Below are 22,247 nucleotides of genomic sequence, written 5' to 3' on the forward strand. Positions count from 1 at the left end.
CAGGGCACCGGCAGCGCATGCGCGCGCGGGTTTTAAGCGCGGGGGCTGCGTCTCTGGCGGATTATGAGCTGTTGGAAATGCTGCTTTTTCCGGGTGTACCCCGGCGGGACACCAAGCCGCTGGCCAAGGCGTTGATCAACCAGTTCGGATCTTTGGCGGATGTGCTGGAAGCTGCGCCCGAAGCCCTGAAAGAAGCGGGAGCAACGCGTGGGAACGTGACGTTGCTGGGACTGGTGCCGCTGGCGGCGGACCGGCTGGGTGCGCCGGAGGAGCCCGTGCGCGTTGACCTTGGGAGTTGGGGCAAGCTGCTGGCGTATTGCGCAACGCATCTGGTGACGGCTGTGGCGGGGGCGCTCCATGTTTTGTTTCTGGATAGCCGCAATCAATTGCTGGCGGATGAAGTTGTGGAGACGCAGGAAAGGGCGACGCCGGGAGAAGAAGGCGTTCCCATTCCTGTGCCGCAGGTGGTCTCCGCCGTTATGCAGAGGGCACTGGCGCTGCACGCCTGTTCTCTGATTACGGTCAGGCTGGCGGCAGACGATGTGCAGCCGGACCGCCAGCTTTTGCATGATGGGCCACTGGTGCAGGCGCTTTTGCAGGCCGCCCCTTTGCTGGCGGTGACCATGCATGACCATGTGGTGCTGAAAGGGCGCCGCTGGCGCAGTTTTCGGCATCTGGAGCAGCAGGCATGGTGACGCGACTGCCAAAAGGCAAAGGCAGGCGCTCTAAATCGGAACTGGCGGATATTGCAGGGTTCAAGCTTCAGGCCGACGCGGTGCAAACCGGGCCGCCTCTGCCAGATTTGCCATTTTTGTCAGAATTGGCCGAAGCGAGGACTTTAGTTAAGGTTCCTGATGACCATAAGGTTCTGACTCAGCTGATTACGCTTATTACGCCCCGGCATCCTGCGCCGGACATGTGGGCGACGTCTCTGCTGAATCAGTTCGGGTCTCTGGCGGCTCTCCTGTCCGCTCCCGATCAGGTCATGCAGGGGATTGCCGGCCAGACCCCGGCGTTCCGGGTAACGTTGCGGCTGGTTCAGGAGGCGGCTGTGCGGTTGCATAAAGCGCGGTTGAAACGTGTGGGGGTTCTGGCGGACAGGGCGCAGCTCAAAGCCTATCTTAGCGCCATGCTGGCGCATGAGCGGGTAGAGCAGGTGCGGGTGCTCTTTCTGGATAAGGGGCATCGTCTGCTTGCCGATGAGATGCTGGGGCGGGGCACTGTGGACCACACGCCTATTTACCCCAGAGAAGTAATGCGGCGGGCGTTGGAGCTTCAGGCCAGTATTCTGGTGGTGGTGCATAACCATCCCAGTGGAGACCCGTCTCCTTCGCAGGATGATATCTTCATGACCCAGCGGATTGCGCAGGCGGCCACGTTGCTGGGTATCACGGTCTGGGACCATGTGATTGTGGGCAGTGGCCGCCTGTTAAGCCTGAAAGAAGAAGGGGTTTTTTAGGCCTTTAGGCGTCGTCGTTCCCGGCGTCCGGCTTTTCCGCCAGCGGGCCAAGGGCGTCCTGAATGCCCAGTGCGCCGGGCAGGCTGCCATAGGGGAACAGGATGTTTACGTGGCCCATCTTGCGGCCCACGCGCGCTTCGGCTTTGCCATAAAGATGCGGGATATGTCCCGGCGTGGCGAGAATGTCAGGCCACAACGCCATATCATCCGGCCCGACGAGATTTTTCATCACAGCATCAGAATGGCGCAGCGTGGGAGGTAAAGGCAGGCCCGCGACGGCGCGGATATGCATATCGAACTGGTCCGCCGGGCAGGCGTCCATGGTCCAGTGGCCGGAATTATGCGGGCGTGGCGCAATTTCATTCACCAGCAGATTGCCGGTGCTGTCGATAAACATTTCCACGCCCAGAATACCGATAAGATCCAGCTTTTCTGCAATGGCGACCGCCAGAGCCTGAGCGCGCTGTGCGGTTTCTTCCGGCACGGGGGCGGGGGCTAGTGTGAGGTCCAGAATACCATCCCGATGGTAATTGAGGCCGGGCGCAAAGCAGCGTGTTGTGCCGTCTGTGCCACGCACGACCATCACGCTGATTTCACAGGCAAAATCCACCATACCTTCCGCGACCAGCGGATGCGGGGCGAGGGAGGCAAAGGCGTCTTCCAGCTGGGAGGCCTCATAAACGCGGGCCTGCCCCTTGCCGTCATACCCGTTGCGCGTGGTTTTCAGGATGAAGGGGAAACCGAGCTTTTCCGCCGCAGCGTGTAGAGAAGGGTGATCGGTAACGGCCATCCAGGGGGCGAGGGGAATCTCAGCCTCTGAGAGAAAAGTCTTTTCTGCCAGCCTGTCCTGACTGATGCGCAGGATCGCGCCGGAGGGGCGCACAGGGCAGTGCTGAGCCAGACAATCCAGCGCGTCGGCACTGATATTTTCAAACTCAAAGGTGACGACATCCACGGCGCGGGCAAAGTCTTCCAGCGCCTTATGGTCATCATATGCGCCAAGCGTGACCTGATGGGCGACCTGTGCCGCTGGGCCATTGGCGTCCTGCGTGAGGATATGCGCGCGAAAGCCGAGCTTAGCAGCCGCGACAGCGGACATGCGGCCGAGCTGGCCGCCGCCCACAATGCCGATGACAGAATTGGGAGCGAGTGCAGGCGAAGAAGACCGGGAAGAAGAAGCTGACATTATTCGTTTTCAGAAATCGGAGCGTTAGCGACGGAGGCTGTTTGCAGGGCGCGCCATGCGTCCAGCTTTGCGGCGAGTTCCGGGTCTTGCAGGGCCAGAATGGAGGTTGCCAGAAGGGCGGCATTTTTGGCCCCGGAGGCTCCAATAGCGAGTGTGCCGACGGGCACGCCACCGGGCATCTGAACGATGGAGAGCAGGCTGTCCATGCCTTTCAGGGCACGGGATTCTACCGGCACCCCCAGCACGGGCAGGCGGGTCCATGCCGCACACATGCCGGGCAGATGGGCCGCCCCGCCAGCACCGGCAATAATCACCGACAGGCCACGGTCTGCGGCAGTTTTGGCATAGTCTGCCAGCCGGTCTGGCGTGCGGTGGGCCGAGACAATCAGCGTTTCATGGGCAATGCCCATGTCTGTCAGAATGGCATCTGCATGGCGCATGGTCTCCCAGTCCGACTGGCTACCCATGATAATGCCAACCTTAGGAGCAAGGTCGGCGTTCTGAGATGGGGCGGTGGGCAGGGGGGCAGTTTCGCTCACGATAAGGCACGATCCGGTTGGTGGGGAAATGGTCACGCAATATCGTCGGGGATCAGTTCGCTTTCAAGCCGTGTTATCCGGTCCCGGAGCAGTAATTTGCGTTTTTTCAGCCTTTGGAGCTGCAACTGGTCGGTCAGGATCGTCCCATCGGTCAGGCGACTGATGATGGTATCAAGATCACGATGTTCACTGCGGAGTTCATGGAGCTGGCCGAGGAGTGAATCGCGGTCTTTCAGCATTTTAGTCCCTCTCCTGCATGGCATGAGGACTCTGTGTGAACGGGATTTTTCAGAGTCTGCCAGAGTTTTCAGCGCCTAGTTTTGCGCAAGCATGCAGCGGAGACCAGCAGCAAAAGAAGAAAAAGTAGATATGCATTTTACGCATACCTAAAATGCCTGAAATGTGAAAAAAACATGAAAAAACACGCAAAGACTGCGTTACCGTGAGGTGTCATCAACCGAATGGAGGCAGTCAATGTCCTACCAGTCCAGGATTGAGAGTCTTAAATCCCGCCACTCACGGATCGATAAACAGATCTCATCAGAAGGCGGCCGACCCAGACCGGATGAGCGTGTTTTGATGTGTCTCAAATTGCAGAAGCTGCGGCTCAAGGAAGAAATTGAGCGCCTGTCTGCGTGATGACAGCCCTTGGTCCCTCTGTATCCCGGCGATTGTGCGGGCAGATTGGACTAAAGCGTTTCTCTTAAGCAGAGAAATTATCTGAAAACTGCCAGAAACTGGCTGGAAAAGGCACTGGCGGGCGTAAAGCCCAGCCAGTGCCGCGGAGAAATTACTCTCCGCTCCCTTCGTGATCCACCATATCCATCGGCGGCGGCTGCGGAATTTCGTGCCCTTCGCGCTCAAGGCGCGTGGTGGCGGCATTCACAGCAGCATTCAGGTCCATCTGGCTGCACAGGCCAATGGTCACCGGGTCACGCGGTTTGATGTTGGGCGTGTTCCAGTGCTGCTTGTCACGCACTTTGGCAATGGTGTCCTTGGTGGTGCCCAGCAGTTTGACAATCTGCAGATCATTCAGCTGCGGGAAGTTACGCAGCAGGAAGGCAATACCATCCGGACGGTCATGGCGTTTGGCCACAGGCGTATAGCGTGCACCCTTGGAGCGGCGTTTGACCGGGTTGTTGGTAGCCAGAATTTTCAGCCGTGCATCAGGGTTTGCTTCGCAACGGTGAATTTCTTCCAGTTTGAGCTGGTGGTTGGCAACGGGGTCATACCCGACAATTCCCTGAGCAACCTCACCATCGGCAATAGCCTGCACTTCCAGCGGGTGCATGCCGCAGAACTCAGCAATCTGAGTAAAGCTCAGGGCGGTTTTTTCAATCAGCCACACTGCGGTGGCCTTGGGCATCAGCGGTAAGGTCGTCATTGCTTCCATCCTGTCGTCGGGCGGCGCTTGCGCAGGCACCGGAGAAACTGACGGTCCGGAAACCAATCCGAAGGCCCGCGGGCCTGCCGGCGCGCATCTGTGGCGACGATATGGGGGGAGCGTCCCTCACAGGTCAAGCGACAAATGCGCTCTGACAAAAAAGGAGGAACCTGAGTTCCTCCTTTTCCACACTCTTTGAGTGGTGTGCGCTTATGCTGCGGCGGCAGTGGGTTGAGGGTTTGCCTGTGCCTGCGGGGTGGTCTGGGCTGGCAGAGGGGTCTCGGTTTTCGTCACCAGTTCGGTCTGCTTGCCTGATTGCACGGGAATACGGCGCGGCTTGAGGGCTTCAGGCACAATCTGGCGCACAGAAATACGCAGCAGGCCGTTATTCATATCGGCACCGGTGACCTCCACATGGTCCGCCAGTGCAAAGCGGCGCTCAAAAGCCCGGCGGGCAATGCCGCGATGCAGAATCTCGCCTTCATTCTGCGGGTCACTCACACGACCGGAGACAATAAGTGTGTTGTCCTGCACAACCAGTTCAATGTCGTCCGGGCCAAAGCCGGCGACGGCCATAGTCAGGGCGTAGCTGTCATTCCCGGTCTTGGCGATGTCATACGGGGGGTAGCTCGGGGTGGCAGCACTACGGGATGCGGTGTCCATCACCTGTGCCAGACGGTCAAAGCCGATGGCGGTGCGGAAAAGCGGTGCAAAATCGTAACTCATGGTCAAAAAACCTCCTCGTTCAGCAAGGTCTTGCCGTGCAACAGCCCCCAGTGTCTGGCGGGCTTGCTACGGCAGGTAACAATCAGAGAAGAACCCCGTCTTCGGGCATTCTTCTCGGAGCTAAACGTGGAAAACCCCGCCTCCTGATTCAAGAGGCGGGGTTCCCGATTTTTTAACTGATCTGATAAAGAGAAGGCTGATCAGGCCTTGGAGCGCGTGCCGATACCAGCAAAGCGCTTGTTGAACTTCGCAACCTGGCCCCCGGTGTCCATCATGCGCTGCACGCCGGTCCATGCCGGGTGAGACTTCGTGTCCACGTCCAGACGGAGCGTGTCACCAGCTTTGCCTGCGCAGGAGCGGGTTTTGTATTCGGTGCCATCGGTCATGATGACGGTGATTTCGTGGTAGTCAGGGTGAATGCCGGATTTCATGTGTTGCGTCTTTCTGTTCAAAAGGCTGTCCCGATACCGACCGGGCTATGCGTGCGAGTGCGTATAGCCGTCTGTGCAGGTGGGATCAATAACTCATGCGGCCTTCCTGATTGGTTTTTACCGGGTAGGGGGCGGAAAAATGTGTCGGTGTTGCCGTAAAAGCCACGTCCAGAGAGGAAAGTCGGCGAATCGGGGTGGTTTAGACTTGTTAAAAAGGGTTCATACTGGATACAGACAGCAGGATATTCTGCCTTCAAAAGGATAAAGTGGCTTATGGCTGACATTAAATCTCATGTGCACACCCCGGGTTGGGTGGGCGAATTCCGCGCCTTTATTATGCGTGGCAATGTTATCGATCTGGCCGTTGGTGTCATCATCGGTGCGGCGTTCACCGCCATTGTGAACAGCCTGGTGAAAGACATTTTCAACCCGGTGCTGGGTCTGGTGATTGGTGGGATTGATTTCTCCAACCTCTTCATCACGCTGAAAGGCCCGCATCTGGCAACGCTGGCGGACGCACAGAAAGCGGGCGCGGTTACGCTGAATGTCGGCCTGTTCCTGAATGCTGTCATTCAGTTCCTGATCATGGCTCTGGTCATCTTCTGGTTTGTTAAAGTGCTGAGCCGCCTGCACGGGCAGGAAGCCGCTAAACCGGCTGCACCCCCGGCACCGACCAAAACGGAAGTTCTGCTTGAGCAGATCCGTGACGAACTGGCAGCCCGCAAGGTCTGAGGCTCATTCGTCTGATCTGAGGCGTCCTGCGGGGCGCTGAGGAGATTTACCGGAAAGACAGATATGGAGTAGGTTCGTCGCATGACGCGCTCCGTATCTGGATTTCCGGTTTTTTTTCGCCTGATGGCTGGCTTTGCAGGCCTTACGGTGCTGGCAGGCTGCCAGTCTTCCGCTGGCCGGGTGGCGATAACCCCCACACCTCGCACATTGATTTATAGCTACGTGATTGCCAGTGGCATGGCCCGTGGGCAGGTGATGTCCGGCCTCGTCTCACCAGAACGCCTTGTGCAGATTGTGAATGCAGACCGGACTGCGCTGGCTGCCATTCTCAATGCAGAATACAGCCCATCTGGCGCGGGTATCAAAAATGCCGGGCGGGCGATGGAGAATTTTCTGGCAGTGATTGAGCCGTCTGATCCCACGCCATCCTCTGTGGTGCGGCGTTAAGGGCGCGGATTTTTAAAGAATACGGGCAGGGGCGGATGCTTGGCGCCCCTTATAAAAAAAGCGTTCCGACCGAAAGGTGCGGAACGCTTTTTGCGTTTTCAGGCGCTTTTGCGCGGGGCGGGAGGCTTGGCGTCCCGCTTCAGGCGACCCTCGCCCATAAAGAGCAGGAGCGGGGCGGCGATGAAGATGGAAGAGGACGTGCCCACCACAATCCCGAACAGCATGGTCCAGGCAAAGCCGGACAGCGTCGTGCCCCCAAACAGAGCCAGCGGCAGAGACGCCAGAAAGACGGTGGAGGAGGTACCGAGTGTGCGGTTCAGGGTCTCATTGATGGAGAGATCAATCAGTTCCCGTAGCGGCATGGTGCGGTATTTGCGGAGATTTTCACGCACACGGTCATACACCACCACCTTATCGTTGGTGGAGTAGCCCAGAATGGTGAGAATGGCAGCGACCATCACCAGATCGAACTCAAAGCCGGTGATGACCAGAAAGCCCATGGTCTTGGTCAGATCCAGCACCAGCGTGATGACGGCACTGAGGGCGAACTCCCATTCAAACCGGAACCAGATATAGCCCAGAATCATCGCAAGGCTGAGACCGAGGGCCAGCATGCCGTTGCGGAACAGTTCTGAGGACACAGACGCGCCGACAGCGTCAGCCCGCAGGACGGTCGTCCCCGGCTGGGCTTCAGCAACCGCGTGGCGCACGGTGTCTACAATGGCGTTGGTCTGCTGCTCATCGCCTGCATCCAGACGGATCAGCACATCATCCGGTGCGCCGAATGCCTGAATGGAGGCATGGGTGACATTATGCGCGGCCAGAGCATTGCGCAGCTTGGCAAAGTCAGCCGGGCCAGAGGTTTTGGCCTCCACCACAATGCCGCCCCGGAAATCCAGCCCCAGTGTCAGGCCCGGATGCATGAACAGCACGATGGAGAGCAGAGACAGCGCAGCCGAGACAATCAGGCCCGCATAGCGCCCGCGCATGAAGTTGATGTGGGTATCCTTGCGCACAAAACGCAGGAGAGGACGTCCAAACATAAGCGCCTCGTCTCAGACCGGCAGGCTGGTCGGGCGCGTGAGCGCATACCAGCGGACCATAAGCAGTCGGGAAAGCAGGAGGGTCGTGAACAGGGTGGTCACGATACCGATGGTGATGGTCAGCGCGAAGCCACGCACAGGGCCTGTGCCAAACACAAACAGCATGACGTGGGCCAGCAGGGCCGTGGCGTTACTATCCACAATGGTGGAGGTGGCGCGTTCAAACCCGGCCTGCATGGCCGCGAGAGGCGTGCGGCCCCGGGCGACTTCTTCCCGGATGCGTTCATTGATCAGAATGTTGGCATCCACCGCCATCCCGAGCGTCAGCAACATCCCGGCCATGCCCGGCAGGGTCAGGGTGGCTTCAAACAGGGAGAGAATGGCGACCATCAGCACAAGGTTGGCCAGCAGGGCGACGTTCGCATACCAGCCAAAGCGGCCGTAAAACAGCGCCATGAACAGGATAACGAACACGAAGCCCGCTGCCAGACTGAGCATGCCGGCCCGGATGGAATCGGCACCAAGAGACGGGCCGATGGTGCGCTGTTCCATAACGCTCAGCGGGGCCGGAAGGGCGCCTGCGCGGAGCATCAGGGCGAGGTCGGTGGCTTTCTGAGCATCAAAGCCGCCGGTAATCTGGCCGCTGCCGCCCGTAATGGGGGAGCGGATGACCGGGGCTTCAATCACCTTGTTATCCAGCACAATGGCAAAGCGACGGCCGACATTGGCCTGCGTGACCGTGGAGAAGGCATGCGTGCCGACAGAATCGAACGTGAAGGTCACCGCCCATTCGCCGCTCTGGGAATCAATCACAGCGCCAGCGTTGGTCAGGTCCGTGCCGTCCACGTCCACGTGGTCATAAACCGGCAGCGGCGGGCCTTCACCTTCAGTGGACATCGGCAGCAGGCTTACGCCGGGAGGCGCTGCCGTTGCGTGCATGGGGTTGGGGTCCACCAGACGGAACGTCATTTTTGCGGTGGTGCCCAGCAGCGCCTTGATGCGTTCCGGGTCACTCACGCCGGGCAGTTCGACCACAATGCGGTCATCGCCCTGACGGGTGATTTCGGGGTCAACCGCGCCGGTGGCGTCAATACGGCGGCGAACAATCTCGATGGACTGCGTCACAGCTTCCCGCGCACGGGCTTTCAGTGCTTCCGGAGAGAGGGTGAGGACAATGCTGCCATTATCCTGCTTCTTTACGCTGAATTCGTTGGGGACGACGCGCGGCAGCTTGTTGAGGGCTGCGAGGTCAGCTTCCGTTTCCGATGCATCACGCGGCATGAAGGTCACCGTGCTGGCGTCCGCATTGGTGCTGATGTTGCGGTAGCCGAGCTGGGACTTCAGCAGCGTCTCACGCGTGCTGTCCGCCAGGGTTTGCAGCCTGTCATGCGTCAGGCTTTTGAGGTCCACCTGCATGAGCAGATAGGACCCGCCGCGCAGATCCAGCCCCAGATGAATCTGGCGCCAGGGCATGGAAGGGAAGGGATTGCGCAGACCATTGGGCAGGCAGAGCAGCAGCCCTAAAAGGCACACACCCAGTACCGAGGCCAACTTGAGGCGGCTGTAATACATTCTCACCTGATCAATCGATTTTTGTCGCCCGGAACATGCCGCTCCCTTGCGTGCGATGCAACACTCCACAGACATTTGCAGACCTGTGTGGCGGGATTCGGCGGGCGGCAGTGGCGGGGTTGCATCACATTTCCGCGGCACACCCGGCTTTGAAGTAGGGCAGAAGAGCCAGAAATCGCTGACTGTCTTCGAAACGACCGGATTCGTTCGGGGGTGAAAAATTTATGGTTTTTTTACGGACTGCCGGACATCCGGGGCTTTTGGGGGCGGTGTGCTTTTTGCAGGACGCACGTGATTTTGGGATTTTGGTCGGAGGCTGCTACCGCTGACGGCAACGCCATGAGGCACAGGGTTGGGAAGGTCAGGAAAGATGGACAAAACGCTGCGGGTTGGGGTGATTGGGGCCGGGCATTTTGGACGGTACCATACCCTGAAGGTCAAAGAGGTGCCCCGCGAGACGCTTGTCGGTCTGTTTGACCCGGATGCAAAGCGGGCGGCCGTGGTTGCGAAGGAAGCCGGTTGCCCGGTCATGGGGTCAGTCGAAGAGCTGCTGGCCGCGTGTGATGCCGTGGTGGTGGCGGCTCCTGCGGAATATCATTTTGATCTGGCGACAGAGGCCTTGCGGGCCGGCAAGCATGTTCTGGTGGAAAAGCCCGTGGCGGCGACGCTGGAGCAGGCGGATTTCCTCATCACGCTCGCCGAGCAGAGCGGGCTGGTGTGTCAGGTCGGGCATCTGCTGCGCTATTCCGCCGAGCATGAGGCCATTACCAAACGAATCACCCGGCCTCTCTATATTGAGGCGACGCGCATTGCGCCGTTCAAGCCGCGTGGCACGGATGTGTCCGTTATTCTGGATCTGATGATTCATGATCTGGATCTGGTTCTGGCGATTGTGGACAGCCCCATTGAGCAGGTGGATGCGCTGGGGGCGGCGGTCAGTTCGGAATACGAAGACATCGCCAATGCCCGTGTGCGCTTTGAAAACGGCTGTGTGGCGACCATTACCGCCAGCCGTATTTCCCTCAAGACAGAGCGGCGGATGCGGCTGTTTTCTGAGGAAGGCTATCTGTCTGCCGACTTTGGCAAGCGTGAGTTGACCATGATTGGCCGGGAGAAAGGCCTGCCGCTGCCCGGCACGGGCGGATTCCGTCGGGAAGCGATTTCATGGAAAGATCATGATTCGCTGTTTGCGGAGCATGAGGCTTTTGTGGCCTCTTGTCTTGACGGCGCGCCCGTTAAGGTGGATGCCCGGGCCGGACGACGCGCTCTGGCTGCAGCGCTGGCTGTGGCAGATGGCATTACAGAGTCACGACGCCGGATGGAGATGTCGGGGCTGATCAACGCGGGCTAAAAAAACTTTGGCCGGCTGAAATAATTTATGATCAGCCAGAAACTGCCATCTTTTCAAACACAAGCCTTTTTTGGGTCTGTGAGCGTAAAAAAATCACTAGATATAGGGGCGCATATGTCGCATGAACGCGACATATGGTGAGGCACGAGAGCACGGGGCATGACTCCTGTGTGTCTTAGCGCCTCTCAAGCCAGATCACGCAAATGCAAAAAACCGGAGCACGCCACCATGAGTCTGATCGACGTTCAGGAAAATGAAAGCCGTCGTTCCATGTCCGGCTCCGGGGAAGAAGCAGACCTGTTTGAACCCGGTAAGCTGGAAGACATGGTGCAGCTGCCCGGCCACCATCAGGTGCGCGTGGATCGCTCTCGCGATGCGCTGCTGACGCCGTTTGGCAAGGCGACGCTGGATAACCGCTATCTGCTGCCGGATGAGGGCTATCAGGATCTCTTTGGGCGCGTTGCGTCCTATTACGGGGCCGATGCCGGGCACGCACAGCGTATCTATGACTATATGAGCCAGCATTGGTTCATGCCTGCAACGCCGGTTCTGTCCAATGGCGGCACCACCCGTGGCTTGCCGATTTCCTGCTTCCTGAACGAAGCCAGTGACAGCCTCGACGGTATCGTCGGCCTGTGGAACGAGAATGTCTGGCTGGCCAGCAAGGGCGGCGGCATTGGGTCCTATTGGGGCAACCTGCGCTCCATTGGTGAAAATGTTGGCCGCAACGGCAAGACATCCGGTGTGATCCCGTTTATCCGCGTGATGGACAGCCTGACGCTGGCTATTAGTCAGGGCTCTCTGCGTCGCGGGTCTGCTGCCGTGTATCTGCCGGTCTGGCACCCTGAAATTGAAGAATTTGTAGAAATCCGCCGCCCGACCGGGGGTGACCCCAACCGGAAGGCGCTGAACCTGCACCATGGCGTGCTGGTGTCTGACGCCTTTATGCGGGCTGTGGAAGCGGATGAAGAATGGGGTCTGCTTTCCCCGCGCGATAACTCCGTGATCCGTAAGGTCTCGGCCCGCGCGCTGTGGATTCGTATCCTGACGGCCCGCATGGAGCAGGGCGAGCCGTACATCGTCTATTCCGACCATGTGAACAACGCCCGGCCTGAGCACCACAAGCTGGCGGGTCTTGAGGTCAAGACCTCTAACCTGTGCTCGGAAATTACGCTGCCGACCGGGATTGATCATCACGGCAAACAGCGGACGGCTGTGTGCTGCCTGTCCTCCCTGAACCTTGAGACATGGGACCAGTGGAATGAAAATCCGCAGTTCATTGAAGACGTCATGCTGTTCCTGGATAACGTGCTGCAGGACTTTATTGACCGCGCGCCCCCGGAAATGAAGAAGGCGGCCTATGCGGCCTCGCGTGAGCGGTCCGTCGGGCTCGGCGTTATGGGCTTCCATTCCTTCCTGCAGGCCAAGAATGTGCCGTTTGAAGGCGTTGTGGCCAAAGTCTGGAACCGTAAGGTGTTCAAGCACATTCGTGAGCAGGCTGACGCGGCTTCCCGCAAGCTGGCGGACCTGCGCGGGGCCTGCCCGGATGCGGCGGAGTATGGCATTCAGGAACGCTTCTCCAACAAGATGGCCATTGCACCGACGGCCTCCATCTCCATCATTGCTGGCAATGCCAGCCCGGGGATTGAGCCGATTGCGGCAAACGTCTTCCTGCAGAAAACGCTCTCCGGTTCCTTTACGGTGCGCAACCGCCACCTGCAGAAACTGTTGAAAGAGAAGGGGAAGGATACGGAGGAAATCTGGTCCTTCATCACCCTGAACAAAGGCAGCGTGCAGGAGCTGGACTTCCTGAGCCAGCAGGAAAAGGATGTCTTCAAGACCGCCTTTGAACTGGATCAGCGCTGGATTGTGGAACATGCGGCAGACCGCCAGCCGTATGTGTGTCAGGCGCAGTCAGTAAACCTGTTCCTGCCCGCCAACGTGCATAAGCGTGACCTGCACCAGATCCACCACATGGCCTGGAAGAAGGGCCTGAAGTCTCTGTATTACTGCCGGTCCCTGTCTATCCAGCGGGCGGACACGGTGAGTAACGTGCTGACCAAGGAAGGCGTTCTGGCTGCCGAAGCCGCCCAGCGCGCAGGTGTCGCACCCGAAGCCCCGACGTCTAACGGGAGCAATTATGATGAATGTCTGGCCTGCCAGTAAATCTTCATAACCTCTCGTAACCAGATGATTTTAAAACTTTCCGTTGTAAGGATAGTCTCATGAGCGAAAAACCTGCCGGAACGGGCGAACAGGAACAGCATTTCGACCTGCTGACCGCGAACCCCGTCTACAAGCCCTTTCGCTATCCGTGGGCTTATGATGCCTGGCTGACGCAGCAGCGCGTGCATTGGCTGCCGGAAGAAGTGCCGCTGGCTGATGACGTGAAAGACTGGCACCGCGTGCTGAATGACAGCGAGCGGAACCTTGTGACGCAGATTTTCCGGTTCTTCACCCAGTCTGACGTTGAGGTGAACAACTGCTACATGAAGCATTACAGCCGGGTGTTCAAACCGACTGAAGTGCTGATGATGCTCTCGGCGTTCTCCAACATTGAGACCATCCATATCGCGGCCTACAGCTATCTGCTTGATACGCTGGGGATGCCGGAGACGGAATATTCTGCATTCCTTAAGTATAAGGAAATGAAGGATAAATACGATTACATGCAGGCGTTCTCTGTGGACAGCAAGCATGAAATCGCCAAGACGCTGGCAGCGTTCGGGGCCTTTACCGAAGGGCTTCAGCTGTTTGCTTCCTTCGCCATTCTGCTGAACTTCCCCCGCTTCAACAAGCTGAAGGGGATGGGGCAGATTGTCTCCTGGTCCGTGCGGGATGAAACGCTGCACTGCCTGTCCGTGATCCGCCTGTTCCGTGAGTTTATCCATGAAAACCCGGAAATCTGGACGGATGCATTTCAGCAGGAACTGCGCGAAATCTGTGCGACCATTGTTGAGCATGAAGAGGCCTTTATTGACCTCGCGTTTGAAATGGGTGCGGTCGAGGGGCTGAATGCGGAGCAGGTGAAAACCTACATCCACTTCATTGCCGATCGTCGCCTGATCCAGCTTGGTCTGGACCCGCTCTACAACACGACGACCAACCCGCTGCCCTGGCTGGATGACATGCTGAACGCGGTGGAACACACCAACTTCTTTGAAAACCGGGCTACGGAATATAGCCGTGCCTCTACCACGGGGACGTGGGAAGAAGCCTTTGAGGCGTCTGTTTTCGAATAAGTCGATCGGGTTCTGAAAATCGGGTTCGGAATTTTTGTCTGGCGTAGTCCCCTAAAGGCTACGCCAGACCTGTTTGGAAGCCTTAGAGAGAGCCGTTCAGGTTGCGTTGCGCCCTCGGCGTGGCTCCAGAGGGACGCGTGCCTCTTGCAGACCGGGCAGGGCTGCTCCGTCTTCCAGCACAGCACGTGCCTGCGCTGTGAAGCTGCCATCCTCTTCATGCAAAATCATACCCGGCAGCAGGCGGGCGGGGCTGCGCACGCCGTAACGGGCTTGCAGCAGGAGAATGCGCGCCTCTCGTCCGGCCTTGGGCCAGAAGGGGTAGGTGGTAACGCCGCCAAAGCCGCTTTCCGTCAGTTGGGCAATGGCGGCGGCCATCAGGCTCACGGGTAGTGCCAGCGTCAGGCTGCCTTTATGCCGGAGCAGGCGAGCGCTGCCGCGTATCCAGAGTTTCAGGGTGTCCGGCTGGGCTCTGCGGGCGAGGTCGCGCCGTTCAATGACGGAGGCCGTGCCGTCCGGGTCATGCCAGGGCGGATTCGCAAAACAATGATCGAACAGTCCGTCCGGCAGCATCTCCGGAAAGCGGGCATTGAGAATAGTGAGTCCCTCTCGCGCATTCGCGCTGAGGTTCTGGCGGGCGAGGGTGGCTGTCTCCGCGTTCTGCTCCACGCCGGTGCCTGTCAGCCCTGCTATGCGCTGGCTCAGGCAAAGAAGGCCAGCGCCCGCGCCACAGCCGATTTCCGCCACGCGCTGCGGGGCGCGGGCAGGAACGGCAGCAGCCATAAGCACTGGTTCCAGGCCGGTTCTGTAACCAATGCGGAACTGGGAGTAGGCAATCCGGCCCCCCAGTAAGGTGTCATGAGAAAGGTCTGAAGGATGGGCCATAAACGGGTCTTAACTAAAAGTGTCTGGCAGTCTTGAGGCGGTTGGAGCTTGACCGTTTTTCTGGTGCCCCGCATATGGTTGGGCGTCAACTCATCCCATGGCTGGGGGATATAGCGTTTGGGTGTTGCAGTTAGTCTGCCAGAATCTGGTAGGGCCACAAGCCAGGATGGATCTAGTGTTTCTGTGAGTAAGCCAGGAGAAGCGGGCTTAAAAGCCCTGGCCGATTACCTCGCGCAGGATATGCGCGCCTGTAATCAGGTTATTGTTGCGCGAATGCAAAGCCCGGTTGCGCTTATCCCGCAACTCGCCGCGCATCTTGTTGCCGCTGGGGGCAAGCGCCTGCGTCCGTTGCTGACGCTGGCTGCGGCCCGGCTCTGCGGGTACGATAATCAGGACGGCAAGCTGCGGCATGTCGAAATTGCGGCCTGCGTCGAGTTCATTCATACCGCCACGCTGCTGCATGATGATGTGGTGGACGAAAGCCAGCTCCGCCGTGGACTCGCCAGCGCCAATGCCATTTTTGGCAATAAGGCGTCCGTGCTGGTGGGGGATTTCCTGTTCGCCCGGGCGTTCCAAATTCTCACAGCCGATGCCTCGCTGGATGTGATGGCGATTCTCTCTGCGGCCTCTGCCACGCTGGCGGAAGGCGAGGTCATGCAGATGACCACGCAGAATGATCTCTCCACCTCAGTCGATCAGTATTTGCAGGTGATCTATGGCAAAACCGCGGCACTGTTTGCTGCCGCGTGTGAAGCCGGGGCCGTGATTGGCGAGGCCACACCGGAACAGCGCGAGGCTCTGCGGGTCTATGGCGCTAATCTGGGCATGGCCTTCCAGCTGGTGGACGATGCATTGGATTACGCCGCGGATCAGGCCGTGCTGGGCAAGGAAGTGGGTGATGATTTCCGTGAAGGAAAAGTCACCCTGCCGGTTCTGGCAGCCTATGAAGCGGGTAGCGAGGAAGACCGGGTTTTCTGGCGTCGCGTGATTGAAGACTCCGAGCAGAAGCCGGAAGATCTGGACGCAGCGTTGGCGCTGATTGCCCGGACCGACGCCATTGGCGCAACACTGCGCAAAGCGGAAGAATATGCAGCTAAGGCCCGTGAGGCACTGGCGCAGTTCCCGGAATGTGAAATTCATTCTCTGCTGATTGAAACCGCCAGCTATTCAGCGAGCCGGGAACGCTAAACCGCGTTTTGACAGCAGCTGTATGAAATTGGAAAGGGTGGCCGGATGGGCCACCCTTTTTTATGGACTGAGTGAGGGTCAGGGTCCCTATTTTTCGCTATCAAGGACGGCCATTTGTTTTGAGTTGTAGCGCTCTCCAGCAGCGGCATCTCTGGGAACGGCCTGTTCAATCAGAGCTAAATCTTCGGGTGTCAGGTTGAAATCAAGCGCACCAACAGCTTCAGAAAGCCTGTCACGCCTGCGAGCGCCCACAAGCGGTATGATGTCATCACCCTGAGCTGCGACCCATGCAATGGCGAGCTGGGCTACTGTTGTCCCTTTGCGGTGTGCAATGTCTCGCAACGCTTCGACAAGGGCGAGATTTCTCTCGACATTTCCTTCCTGAAAGCGGGGGCTATGGACACGGAAATCTCCCGGCCCCGTGGCACCCTGCCAATGTCCGCTAATCAAACCGCGTGCAAGCACACCGTATGCGGTAATACCGATGCCAAGCTCTCGGCAGACTGGAAGAATTGCGTCCTCAATGCCACGCGAGATGAGTGAATATTCAATTTGAAGATCGCTGATCGGGTGGACGGAAGCAGCGCGTCGAATGGTTTCCGGGCCGACTTCTGAGAGGCCGATATGCCGGACATACCCAGCCTGAACCATGTCTGCGATGGCACCGATTGTCTCTTCAATAGGGACAGCCGGGTCTAGTCTGGCTGGCCGGTAGATATCGATATGGTCAAGTCCCAGCCGTTGCAGAGTGTAGGCCAGGAAGTTCTTTACGGCTGCGGGGCGTGCGTCGTACGAGCCCCAGTTGCCAGCCGGATCCCTCATCGCACCAAACTTGACGCTGACAAGAAAGCGGTCGCGCGGGATCTCTTTGAGGGCTTCACCAATCAGCATTTCATTATGGCCCATGCCATAGAAATCACCAGTATCGAGAAGCGTGATGCCGGCTTCGAGCGCTGCGTGGATGGTGGCGATACTCTCATGGCGGTCTGTCGGCCCATACATGCCGGACATGCTCATGCAGCCAAGGCCAAGTTCCGAGACATACGGGCCGTTCACACCCAGTTTTCGCAAATGCATAATCGGAAAAATTCCTCTGTTTAAAGGCGCGTCATACAGGAGTGGTTCATTTCTGTGGGCGCTGAGTCTGTAATGGGGGGCATGCCGCAAGTTTCAAGCACTGGTGGTCGATTCTGTGTGGTAGTGCGTTATTGCCGTGACTTGTAGCTGTCGGGACGGGCAGCGTCGGGAGGAAGGTGTTCCCCGTGCTCAGAGAGCCTTCCACAAAGCAATATTATCAAAGCTGTAAGCGGGCAGGGCTTTGATGAGGGCTGCGCTGTCTGGTGGTTCGGCCGTGAACCATGCGCAGGAGGCTTCCGGCAGGGGCGCGCAGTCAGGTAAGGGCCCGAGAATGGTTGCCGTGTGACGGGCGACTGCCTCTGCCGGGTCCAGCCATGTAATGCCCGGGGGTGAAACGGCCCGGAGTTGGTCCAGCACGAAGGTATAGTGTGTGCAGCCCAGACCGACCGTATCAAGCTCAGCAGAGCAGTCACGGGTGAACAGACCGTTGATTTCGGCTCTGATATCGTCATCCGGCACAGCGTAGCCCCGGAAAACCCGCTCCGCGCAGGCGGCAAGCCCCGGTGCGGCATGGGCGATCAGCGTGCAGTCGGGTGCATAAAGCGCCTGAAGCTTGCTCAGGTAAGGGCGCTTGGTGGTGGCGCGAGTAGCCAGCAGGCCGATGACGTGGGTTTTTGTTGTGCGGGCGGCCCAACGGATGGGGGGCACGCAGCCGATAAACGGCACATCCGGGCAGGCGATGCGCAGCGCATCCAGCGCCAGTGTGCTGGCGGTGTTGCAGGCCACAACAACAGCTTGCGGGCGCAGGCGTTGAATGGCGTCAGAGAGCAGGGAGACGATGCGGTTCGTCAGGAAGGCATCATCCTGCTCGCCGTACGGAAAAACCGCCGTATCTGCCAGATAGCTGACGGAGACGGCGGGGCATAGTGTGCGAATCGCCCTGACAATCCCCAGCCCCCCAATTCCGGAATCAAATGCCAGAATATGCCGGGGGCTGGAAAAAGCAGGGGTGGTCATGGAACGCTAAACTCAGGCAGGCTTGTCTTTGTTCGCCTTGAAGGCTGCGGCTTCTTCCAGACTGCCGACGCCACCGTGGCGAGCAGACCATGCAGCCGGGTTTTCAAGAAAGCGCCGCACTTCTGCCGCAGCTTCTTCCGAGAAGTAAGGACGCGTTGAACAGGCTTCCAGCACATCCCACCATGTGCACAGGGCGTGCAGGGAGATGTTCATGTTCGTCAGAGACTGATGAGCCCCCGGGAAAACCCCGTAATAGAAGATGACAAAAGCATGATTGATCAGCGCACCGGCATTCCGCAGCGCATTGGCAAAAGCAACCTTGGAGGCGCCATCCGTGGTGAGATCTTCCACCAGCAGGGTGCGCATGTTTTCCGGCACATCACCTTCAATCTGGGCGTTGCGGCCAAAGCCTTTAGGCTTTTTGCGGACATAGGCCATCGGCAGCATCATGCGGTCAGCCATCCATGCCGCAAAGGGAATGCCTGCGGTTTCCCCGCCCACAACGGCGTCGATGCTTTCATACCCCACATGACGGCCGATTTTTTCCACACCCAGTTCCATGATCTTGGCGCGGGCGCGGGGGAAGAAGATGATGCGGCGGCAGTCGATATAAACCGGGGACTTCCAGCCGGAGGTCAGCGTGTAAGGTTCTTCCGGGCGAAAGTTGATGGCTTTGATTTCCAGCAGCAGACGTGCCGTGCACAGGGCCGCATCGCGATCCCAGTCGCTGGTCTCGCCAGAATGAGGGGCGACCAGGTTTGCGGGTGACGTCATGAAGCGCTTCCTTGATTATGGCGGTTGGAATTTGCTTTGGCATAGCCCCCGGCGCTGTGAAAATCTATGCTTCATCTCAGTCTTGCGTGCCGGAATGAGAAAATGACCTTCTCTGTAACAAAGTTGGCGCCTGTCTGGGTGGTAGAGACCACCGTTGGGTCCGAGCCGGGACCGGCCTATGTGCTGGCCTCCCGCCTTGGCTGCCTGTTCCGGCGGGTGCGGATGGAAATGCTCGCACTCGATTCGTTTCTGGAAGGACGGCGAGAGCCGGGGCTGATCCTCACGTCCGGCTGGCGCTCGGGCTATGCGGCCCTCAAAGCCGCGCGTCGGGCCGGGTGCCCCGTGGTGTGGTGCGTGCGGCATGAGGGCCGGTCTGCGCCCATGCTGCGCTCCATGCCGTTTGATCTGGTGGTTGCGCCATCTCCTGCTGCCCCAACGGCCAAATTCTGCCCCACGCTCGGGCCAATGACGATTGTCTCACCCGCTCTGCTGGCCCGTGCAGGTAAGGCCTGGCAGGAGCGGCTGGAGCATCTGCCGCATCCGCGCATGACGGTTCTTGTGGGGGCACAGGCCTACCGCACGCAGGAAGAGGCTTTGTTGCATGGCAAAAAGCTGGCCGGGCTGGTTAACCGACAAGGGGGCTCTGTGCTGCTGGTAGTGCGGGATGACAGCAAACCGGACCTGACGGACGCTTTTATCACCGGGCTGTCCGACACCTTCCTGCTCGTCTGGCGGCAGGGAGAGCCGGATGAAGATCCGCTTCTGGGGTTTATGGCCTGCTCCGATTGTGTGGTGGTGGGCGGCGGCGATGTGGCCATGCTGGCGGAAGTCTGTGTGGCGGATAAGCCGGTTTTCCTGATGGAGCGTGAGCAGGATTTGCGCGGTGTGCGTGGGCGTGTGGCGCGCCGTTTGATAGAAGACGGGCATGTGCGTGTTTTGACCGATAGTCTTTCACCCTGGCCCCGGCAGGTGCTGGATGAAGCAGGCCGTGTGGCGGCTATTTTAAGAAGTCGATGGGCCTTATAGCAGCGCGAAGGCTGTATTATGAGGCATGTAAAAACTTGTGATCAGAATAAGGGCTCTGGAGGCGCATTGTGCCTTGCATATTCGATAGAATTGGCGTCTAATCTGCGTTGTTGAGAGTGATTATTAATTAAGGATAGTGCTGTGGCTGTTGAACTAAGTCGGATCGCGCGTAAATGCGAGCGAGCTGTCGTCACGGCGTATCAGGAGTTACGCGAAGTCGGCACAGAGGATGTGACCGCTTTCCATGCCTGCACAACTCTGTATCGCATTCATCATCCTGAATCGTCTTTGAACGAAGCTCGCCGTCTGGTTTCTGAATGGATTGATCATCACGTGGTGCGTGAGTCTAAATCCCCGACAAAAGGGTGTGACTGCGATTAATTCACTCAGCCGATAAGGCAGAGTGTTGCGTGTTTAGGAGAGGTCAGATCGGGTTGCCCGGTCTGGCTTTTTTTATTGACGCATGCCTAAAGGGCTTCAGACTGTTTTTGAAGAATTCTCTTTAGATTTTTGTTTTTAAATAAAAAATTGAGAAATGACAGGGGGCTAATGCTGAGGGACGTCTCCATTTGGTGGAGAGGTGCGCTCAAGCTTTGGCTGCTGGTGCTGTCTGGAAAAATGCGCGTGGGAAGCCGTTTGAGCCTGTCGGCGTGCATCTCACTCAGGCATGCTATGGGGCCGCCATGCTTTTCATCTGGGGGTTCCCGAAGTCTGAGAAACAACTGGCACGTAGTGCGCTCGGATTGGTCTTAGGGACTTTAAAGGCATTTTGCGCCTGAATGCTTTCGCATTACAGGCGCAAAATTCATCGGTCGTTTTAAACGGTGGGGCTCGGAAGAGCCTTAGCGTTTGTCGAGGGCGACAAAGTCTCTCTGGGGTGAGCCGGTATAGAGCTGGCGGGGGCGGCAGATGCGCTGGCCCGGCTCTTCGATCATTTCCTTCCACTGGCTGACCCAGCCGGTGGTACGAGCCACGGCAAACAGCACGGTGAACATGCTGGTGGGAATGCCCATGGCTTTCAGGATAATGCCCGAATAGAAATCGACATTCGGATAGAGTTTCCGCTGGACGAAATAGTCGTCATTGATGGCAATTTTCTCAAGCTCGATCGCCAGATCCAGCAGCGGGTCATCCTTAATGCCGAGTTCACCCAGCACTTCGTGACAGGTCTGCTGCATGATCTTCGCACGCGGATCGAAGTTCTTGTAAACGCGGTGGCCAAAGCCCATCAGCTTCACGCCGCTGGATTTGTCTTTCACCTTGGCGATGAAGTCGGGGATGTTTTCCTTGCTGCCAATGCTGGCCAGCATTTTCAGAACAGCCTCGTTCGCGCCGCCATGTGCGGGCCCCCACAGGGCTGCGATGCCTGCGGAAATACAGGCAAACGGGTTAGCGCCGGTGGAGCCGGCCATCCGCACGGTGGAGGTGGAAGCATTCTGCTCATGGTCTGCATGCAGGATCAGGATCCGGTTCATGGCACGGGCCAGAACGGGGTTGATCTTGTAGGGTTCGGACACGCGCGCGAACATCATGGAGAGGAAATTCTCCGCGTAGTTCAGATCATTACGCGGATAGATGAAGGCTTCGCCTTGCGTGTATTTATAAGCCCATGCCGCGATGGTCGGGATTTTGGCGATCAGCCGCATGGCCGCGAGGTCACGGTTGGACTTGATCGCAATATCACTGGCGTCCGGGTAGAACGCGGAGAGCGCGCCAACCGTGCCACACAGGATGGCCATGGGGTGGGCATCGCGCCGGAAACCGTTGAAGAAATTCCGGATCTGCTCATGCAGCAGAGTGTGGTTGGTCAGGGTTTTGGAGAATTTCTGGAAGTCGCCTTCGTTCGGCAGTTCACCATTCAGAAGCAGGTAGATGACTTCTTCATAGGACGCATTTTCCGCAAGCTGGGCAATGGGATAGCCGCGATGCAGGAGAACGCCCTTGTCCCCGTCGATAAACGTGATTTTGCTGGAACAGGATGCTGTTTCGCCATAGGCGGGATCGTAGGTGAAAACGCCCATCTCGGCCGGGAGCTTGCGGATATCGACAACATCCGGTCCGATTGTGCCGGAAAGGACCGGGAGTTCAGCCGTCCGCCCACCGAGTGACAGGGTTGCGTTAGACCGCTGACCTTCATTCTGCGATGCGCTCATGATCTTTCCTTCTGCATT

General features: G+C 58.3%; 24 protein-coding genes. 11 read left to right on the top strand and 13 right to left on the bottom strand.

The features are described from left to right. Window positions 1-17 precede the first annotated feature (17 nt). Together ACHQGU_RS06235 and ACHQGU_RS06240 are read left to right on the top strand one after the other, a co-directional pair. Window positions 18-695, top strand: a complete 678-nt coding sequence (locus ACHQGU_RS06235; protein WP_395496197.1) for a JAB domain-containing protein — start codon at window positions 18-20, stop codon at window positions 693-695. After that, a complete protein-coding gene (locus tag ACHQGU_RS06240; protein ID WP_395496199.1) occupies window positions 689-1,459 on the top strand; it encodes a RadC family protein in 771 nt (256 codons plus the stop codon). The genes ACHQGU_RS06235 and ACHQGU_RS06240 overlap by 7 nt, the downstream gene beginning before the upstream one ends. Before the next feature lie 4 nt (window positions 1,460-1,463). Here the strand turns inward: ACHQGU_RS06240 and ACHQGU_RS06245 are convergent, their stop codons facing one another. The 3 genes from ACHQGU_RS06245 to ACHQGU_RS06255 are packed head-to-tail and all read right to left on the bottom strand — an operon-like array spanning window position 1,464 to window position 3,423. Then, window positions 1,464-2,645: a 5-(carboxyamino)imidazole ribonucleotide synthase gene (locus tag ACHQGU_RS06245; RefSeq protein ID WP_395496201.1), complete on the bottom strand. Its 1,182-nt coding sequence runs from the start codon at window positions 2,643-2,645 to the stop codon at window positions 1,464-1,466. Beyond that, window positions 2,645-3,184 (bottom strand): 5-(carboxyamino)imidazole ribonucleotide mutase, encoded by a 540-nt coding sequence (purE, locus tag ACHQGU_RS06250; protein WP_082779469.1) that lies wholly within the window; start codon window positions 3,182-3,184, stop codon window positions 2,645-2,647. The genes ACHQGU_RS06245 and purE overlap by 1 nt, the downstream gene beginning before the upstream one ends. 32 nt (window positions 3,185-3,216) lie before the next feature. Next, on the bottom strand, window positions 3,217-3,423 hold the full coding sequence (locus tag ACHQGU_RS06255; protein WP_043552417.1) for a DUF465 domain-containing protein: 207 nt from the start codon (window positions 3,421-3,423) through the stop codon (window positions 3,217-3,219). 235 nt (window positions 3,424-3,658) lie between these two features. On the opposite strand from ACHQGU_RS06255, the gene ACHQGU_RS06260 reads away from it, so the two are divergent. Next, window positions 3,659-3,823 carry a YdcH family protein gene (locus ACHQGU_RS06260; RefSeq protein WP_082779900.1) on the top strand — a complete coding sequence of 55 codons (165 nt, stop codon included), beginning with the start codon at window positions 3,659-3,661 and terminating at the stop codon, window positions 3,821-3,823. Between the two features lie 151 nt (window positions 3,824-3,974). On the opposite strand, the gene ACHQGU_RS06265 is transcribed toward ACHQGU_RS06260, so the two are convergent. The 3 genes from ACHQGU_RS06265 to rpmE all read right to left on the bottom strand — a co-directional run bounded on the left by ACHQGU_RS06265 (window position 3,975) and on the right by rpmE (window position 5,725). Beyond that, on the bottom strand, window positions 3,975-4,568 hold the full coding sequence (locus ACHQGU_RS06265) for a DUF1013 domain-containing protein (RefSeq protein WP_043552418.1): 594 nt from the start codon (window positions 4,566-4,568) through the stop codon (window positions 3,975-3,977). A gap of 210 nt (window positions 4,569-4,778) precedes the next feature. Further along, a complete protein-coding gene (locus ACHQGU_RS06270) occupies window positions 4,779-5,294 on the bottom strand; it encodes an Hsp20 family protein (RefSeq protein WP_395496202.1) in 516 nt (171 codons plus the stop codon). A gap of 200 nt (window positions 5,295-5,494) precedes the next feature. Next, window positions 5,495-5,725, bottom strand: coding sequence for a 50S ribosomal protein L31 (gene rpmE / locus ACHQGU_RS06275; protein WP_043552419.1), 231 nt, complete (start codon window positions 5,723-5,725; stop codon window positions 5,495-5,497). Between the two features lie 273 nt (window positions 5,726-5,998). Here rpmE and mscL point away from each other — a divergent pair, with 273 nt between their 5' ends. Further along, entirely contained in the window at window positions 5,999-6,457 is a 459-nt protein-coding gene (gene mscL / locus ACHQGU_RS06280; protein ID WP_062140014.1) for a large conductance mechanosensitive channel protein MscL, read from the top strand. A gap of 81 nt (window positions 6,458-6,538) precedes the next feature. After that, window positions 6,539-6,904: a hypothetical protein gene (locus ACHQGU_RS06285; RefSeq protein WP_395496203.1), complete on the top strand. Its 366-nt coding sequence runs from the start codon at window positions 6,539-6,541 to the stop codon at window positions 6,902-6,904. 98 nt (window positions 6,905-7,002) lie between these two features. On the opposite strand, the gene secF is transcribed toward ACHQGU_RS06285, so the two are convergent. Further along, window positions 7,003-7,947, bottom strand: a complete 945-nt coding sequence (gene secF / locus ACHQGU_RS06290) for a protein translocase subunit SecF (protein ID WP_062140018.1) — start codon at window positions 7,945-7,947, stop codon at window positions 7,003-7,005. 12 nt (window positions 7,948-7,959) lie between these two features. Continuing rightward, window positions 7,960-9,525: a protein translocase subunit SecD gene (secD, locus tag ACHQGU_RS06295; RefSeq protein ID WP_395496392.1), complete on the bottom strand. Its 1,566-nt coding sequence runs from the start codon at window positions 9,523-9,525 to the stop codon at window positions 7,960-7,962. Window positions 9,526-9,889: 364 nt separating this feature from the next. Between secD and ACHQGU_RS06300 the strand changes: the two genes are divergently transcribed. The 3 genes from ACHQGU_RS06300 (at window position 9,890) to ACHQGU_RS06310 (ending at window position 14,112) form a co-directional block, all read left to right on the top strand. Beyond that, complete coding sequence (locus ACHQGU_RS06300) at window positions 9,890-10,870, top strand: Gfo/Idh/MocA family protein (RefSeq protein WP_062140022.1); 981 nt, start codon at window positions 9,890-9,892, stop codon at window positions 10,868-10,870. A gap of 228 nt (window positions 10,871-11,098) precedes the next feature. Beyond that, window positions 11,099-13,036, top strand: a complete 1,938-nt coding sequence (locus tag ACHQGU_RS06305; protein WP_395496205.1) for a ribonucleoside-diphosphate reductase subunit alpha — start codon at window positions 11,099-11,101, stop codon at window positions 13,034-13,036. A gap of 59 nt (window positions 13,037-13,095) precedes the next feature. Next, entirely contained in the window at window positions 13,096-14,112 is a 1,017-nt protein-coding gene (locus ACHQGU_RS06310; RefSeq protein ID WP_062140026.1) for a ribonucleotide-diphosphate reductase subunit beta, read from the top strand. A 96-nt stretch (window positions 14,113-14,208) separates the two neighbouring features. On the opposite strand, the gene ACHQGU_RS06315 is transcribed toward ACHQGU_RS06310, so the two are convergent. After that, entirely contained in the window at window positions 14,209-14,994 is a 786-nt protein-coding gene (locus ACHQGU_RS06315; protein WP_062140028.1) for a tRNA1(Val) (adenine(37)-N6)-methyltransferase, read from the bottom strand. 117 nt (window positions 14,995-15,111) lie between these two features. Here ACHQGU_RS06315 and ACHQGU_RS06320 point away from each other — a divergent pair, with 117 nt between their 5' ends. After that, window positions 15,112-16,182, top strand: a complete 1,071-nt coding sequence (locus ACHQGU_RS06320; RefSeq protein WP_062272679.1) for a polyprenyl synthetase family protein — start codon at window positions 15,112-15,114, stop codon at window positions 16,180-16,182. 87 nt (window positions 16,183-16,269) lie between these two features. Here ACHQGU_RS06320 and ACHQGU_RS06325 read toward each other — a convergent pair whose 3' ends face one another. The 3 genes from ACHQGU_RS06325 to ACHQGU_RS06335 all read right to left on the bottom strand — a co-directional run bounded on the left by ACHQGU_RS06325 (window position 16,270) and on the right by ACHQGU_RS06335 (window position 19,050). Further along, complete coding sequence (locus ACHQGU_RS06325) at window positions 16,270-17,259, bottom strand: aldo/keto reductase (RefSeq protein ID WP_395496207.1); 990 nt, start codon at window positions 17,257-17,259, stop codon at window positions 16,270-16,272. Between the two features lie 189 nt (window positions 17,260-17,448). After that, entirely contained in the window at window positions 17,449-18,276 is an 828-nt protein-coding gene (locus ACHQGU_RS06330) for a glutamate racemase (protein WP_395496209.1), read from the bottom strand. 12 nt (window positions 18,277-18,288) lie between these two features. Continuing rightward, window positions 18,289-19,050, bottom strand: coding sequence for an orotate phosphoribosyltransferase (locus tag ACHQGU_RS06335; protein ID WP_025828154.1), 762 nt, complete (start codon window positions 19,048-19,050; stop codon window positions 18,289-18,291). Window positions 19,051-19,152: 102 nt separating this feature from the next. Between ACHQGU_RS06335 and ACHQGU_RS06340 the strand changes: the two genes are divergently transcribed. After that, complete coding sequence (locus ACHQGU_RS06340; RefSeq protein ID WP_253553312.1) at window positions 19,153-20,076, top strand: ELM1/GtrOC1 family putative glycosyltransferase; 924 nt, start codon at window positions 19,153-19,155, stop codon at window positions 20,074-20,076. A gap of 141 nt (window positions 20,077-20,217) precedes the next feature. Continuing rightward, window positions 20,218-20,457, top strand: coding sequence for a hypothetical protein (locus ACHQGU_RS06345; protein ID WP_082779472.1), 240 nt, complete (start codon window positions 20,218-20,220; stop codon window positions 20,455-20,457). A gap of 461 nt (window positions 20,458-20,918) precedes the next feature. Here ACHQGU_RS06345 and gltA read toward each other — a convergent pair whose 3' ends face one another. Then, entirely contained in the window at window positions 20,919-22,229 is a 1,311-nt protein-coding gene (gene gltA, locus ACHQGU_RS06350) for a citrate synthase (protein ID WP_395496212.1), read from the bottom strand. Window positions 22,230-22,247: the final 18 nt, after the last annotated feature.

The organism is Acetobacter sp. KSO5, assembly GCF_044094635.1.
GTDB classification, from domain to species: domain Bacteria; phylum Pseudomonadota; class Alphaproteobacteria; order Acetobacterales; family Acetobacteraceae; genus Acetobacter; species Acetobacter cerevisiae.

Coding starts and splice junctions, on each gene's coding strand:
- ACHQGU_RS06240 (WP_395496199.1), top strand. CDS start 689: ATGGTGACGCGACTGCCAAAAGGCAAAGGCAGGCGCTCTAAATCGGAA.
- ACHQGU_RS06315 (WP_062140028.1), bottom strand. CDS start 14,994: ATGGCCCATCCTTCAGACCTTTCTCATGACACCTTACTGGGGGGCCGG.
- ACHQGU_RS06325 (WP_395496207.1), bottom strand. CDS start 17,259: ATGCATTTGCGAAAACTGGGTGTGAACGGCCCGTATGTCTCGGAACTT.
- ACHQGU_RS06310 (WP_062140026.1), top strand. CDS start 13,096: ATGAGCGAAAAACCTGCCGGAACGGGCGAACAGGAACAGCATTTCGAC.
- ACHQGU_RS06300 (WP_062140022.1), top strand. CDS start 9,890: ATGGACAAAACGCTGCGGGTTGGGGTGATTGGGGCCGGGCATTTTGGA.
- ACHQGU_RS06265 (WP_043552418.1), bottom strand. CDS start 4,568: ATGACGACCTTACCGCTGATGCCCAAGGCCACCGCAGTGTGGCTGATT.
- ACHQGU_RS06340 (WP_253553312.1), top strand. CDS start 19,153: ATGACCTTCTCTGTAACAAAGTTGGCGCCTGTCTGGGTGGTAGAGACC.
- ACHQGU_RS06255 (WP_043552417.1), bottom strand. CDS start 3,423: ATGCTGAAAGACCGCGATTCACTCCTCGGCCAGCTCCATGAACTCCGC.
- mscL (WP_062140014.1), top strand. CDS start 5,999: ATGGCTGACATTAAATCTCATGTGCACACCCCGGGTTGGGTGGGCGAA.
- gltA (WP_395496212.1), bottom strand. CDS start 22,229: ATGAGCGCATCGCAGAATGAAGGTCAGCGGTCTAACGCAACCCTGTCA.
- secF (WP_062140018.1), bottom strand. CDS start 7,947: ATGTTTGGACGTCCTCTCCTGCGTTTTGTGCGCAAGGATACCCACATC.
- rpmE (WP_043552419.1), bottom strand. CDS start 5,725: ATGAAATCCGGCATTCACCCTGACTACCACGAAATCACCGTCATCATG.
- ACHQGU_RS06235 (WP_395496197.1), top strand. CDS start 18: ATGCGCGCGCGGGTTTTAAGCGCGGGGGCTGCGTCTCTGGCGGATTAT.
- ACHQGU_RS06335 (WP_025828154.1), bottom strand. CDS start 19,050: ATGACGTCACCCGCAAACCTGGTCGCCCCTCATTCTGGCGAGACCAGC.
- ACHQGU_RS06330 (WP_395496209.1), bottom strand. CDS start 18,276: ATGACCACCCCTGCTTTTTCCAGCCCCCGGCATATTCTGGCATTTGAT.
- ACHQGU_RS06285 (WP_395496203.1), top strand. CDS start 6,539: ATGACGCGCTCCGTATCTGGATTTCCGGTTTTTTTTCGCCTGATGGCT.
- ACHQGU_RS06305 (WP_395496205.1), top strand. CDS start 11,099: ATGAGTCTGATCGACGTTCAGGAAAATGAAAGCCGTCGTTCCATGTCC.
- ACHQGU_RS06245 (WP_395496201.1), bottom strand. CDS start 2,645: ATGTCAGCTTCTTCTTCCCGGTCTTCTTCGCCTGCACTCGCTCCCAAT.
- ACHQGU_RS06270 (WP_395496202.1), bottom strand. CDS start 5,294: ATGAGTTACGATTTTGCACCGCTTTTCCGCACCGCCATCGGCTTTGAC.
- ACHQGU_RS06260 (WP_082779900.1), top strand. CDS start 3,659: ATGTCCTACCAGTCCAGGATTGAGAGTCTTAAATCCCGCCACTCACGG.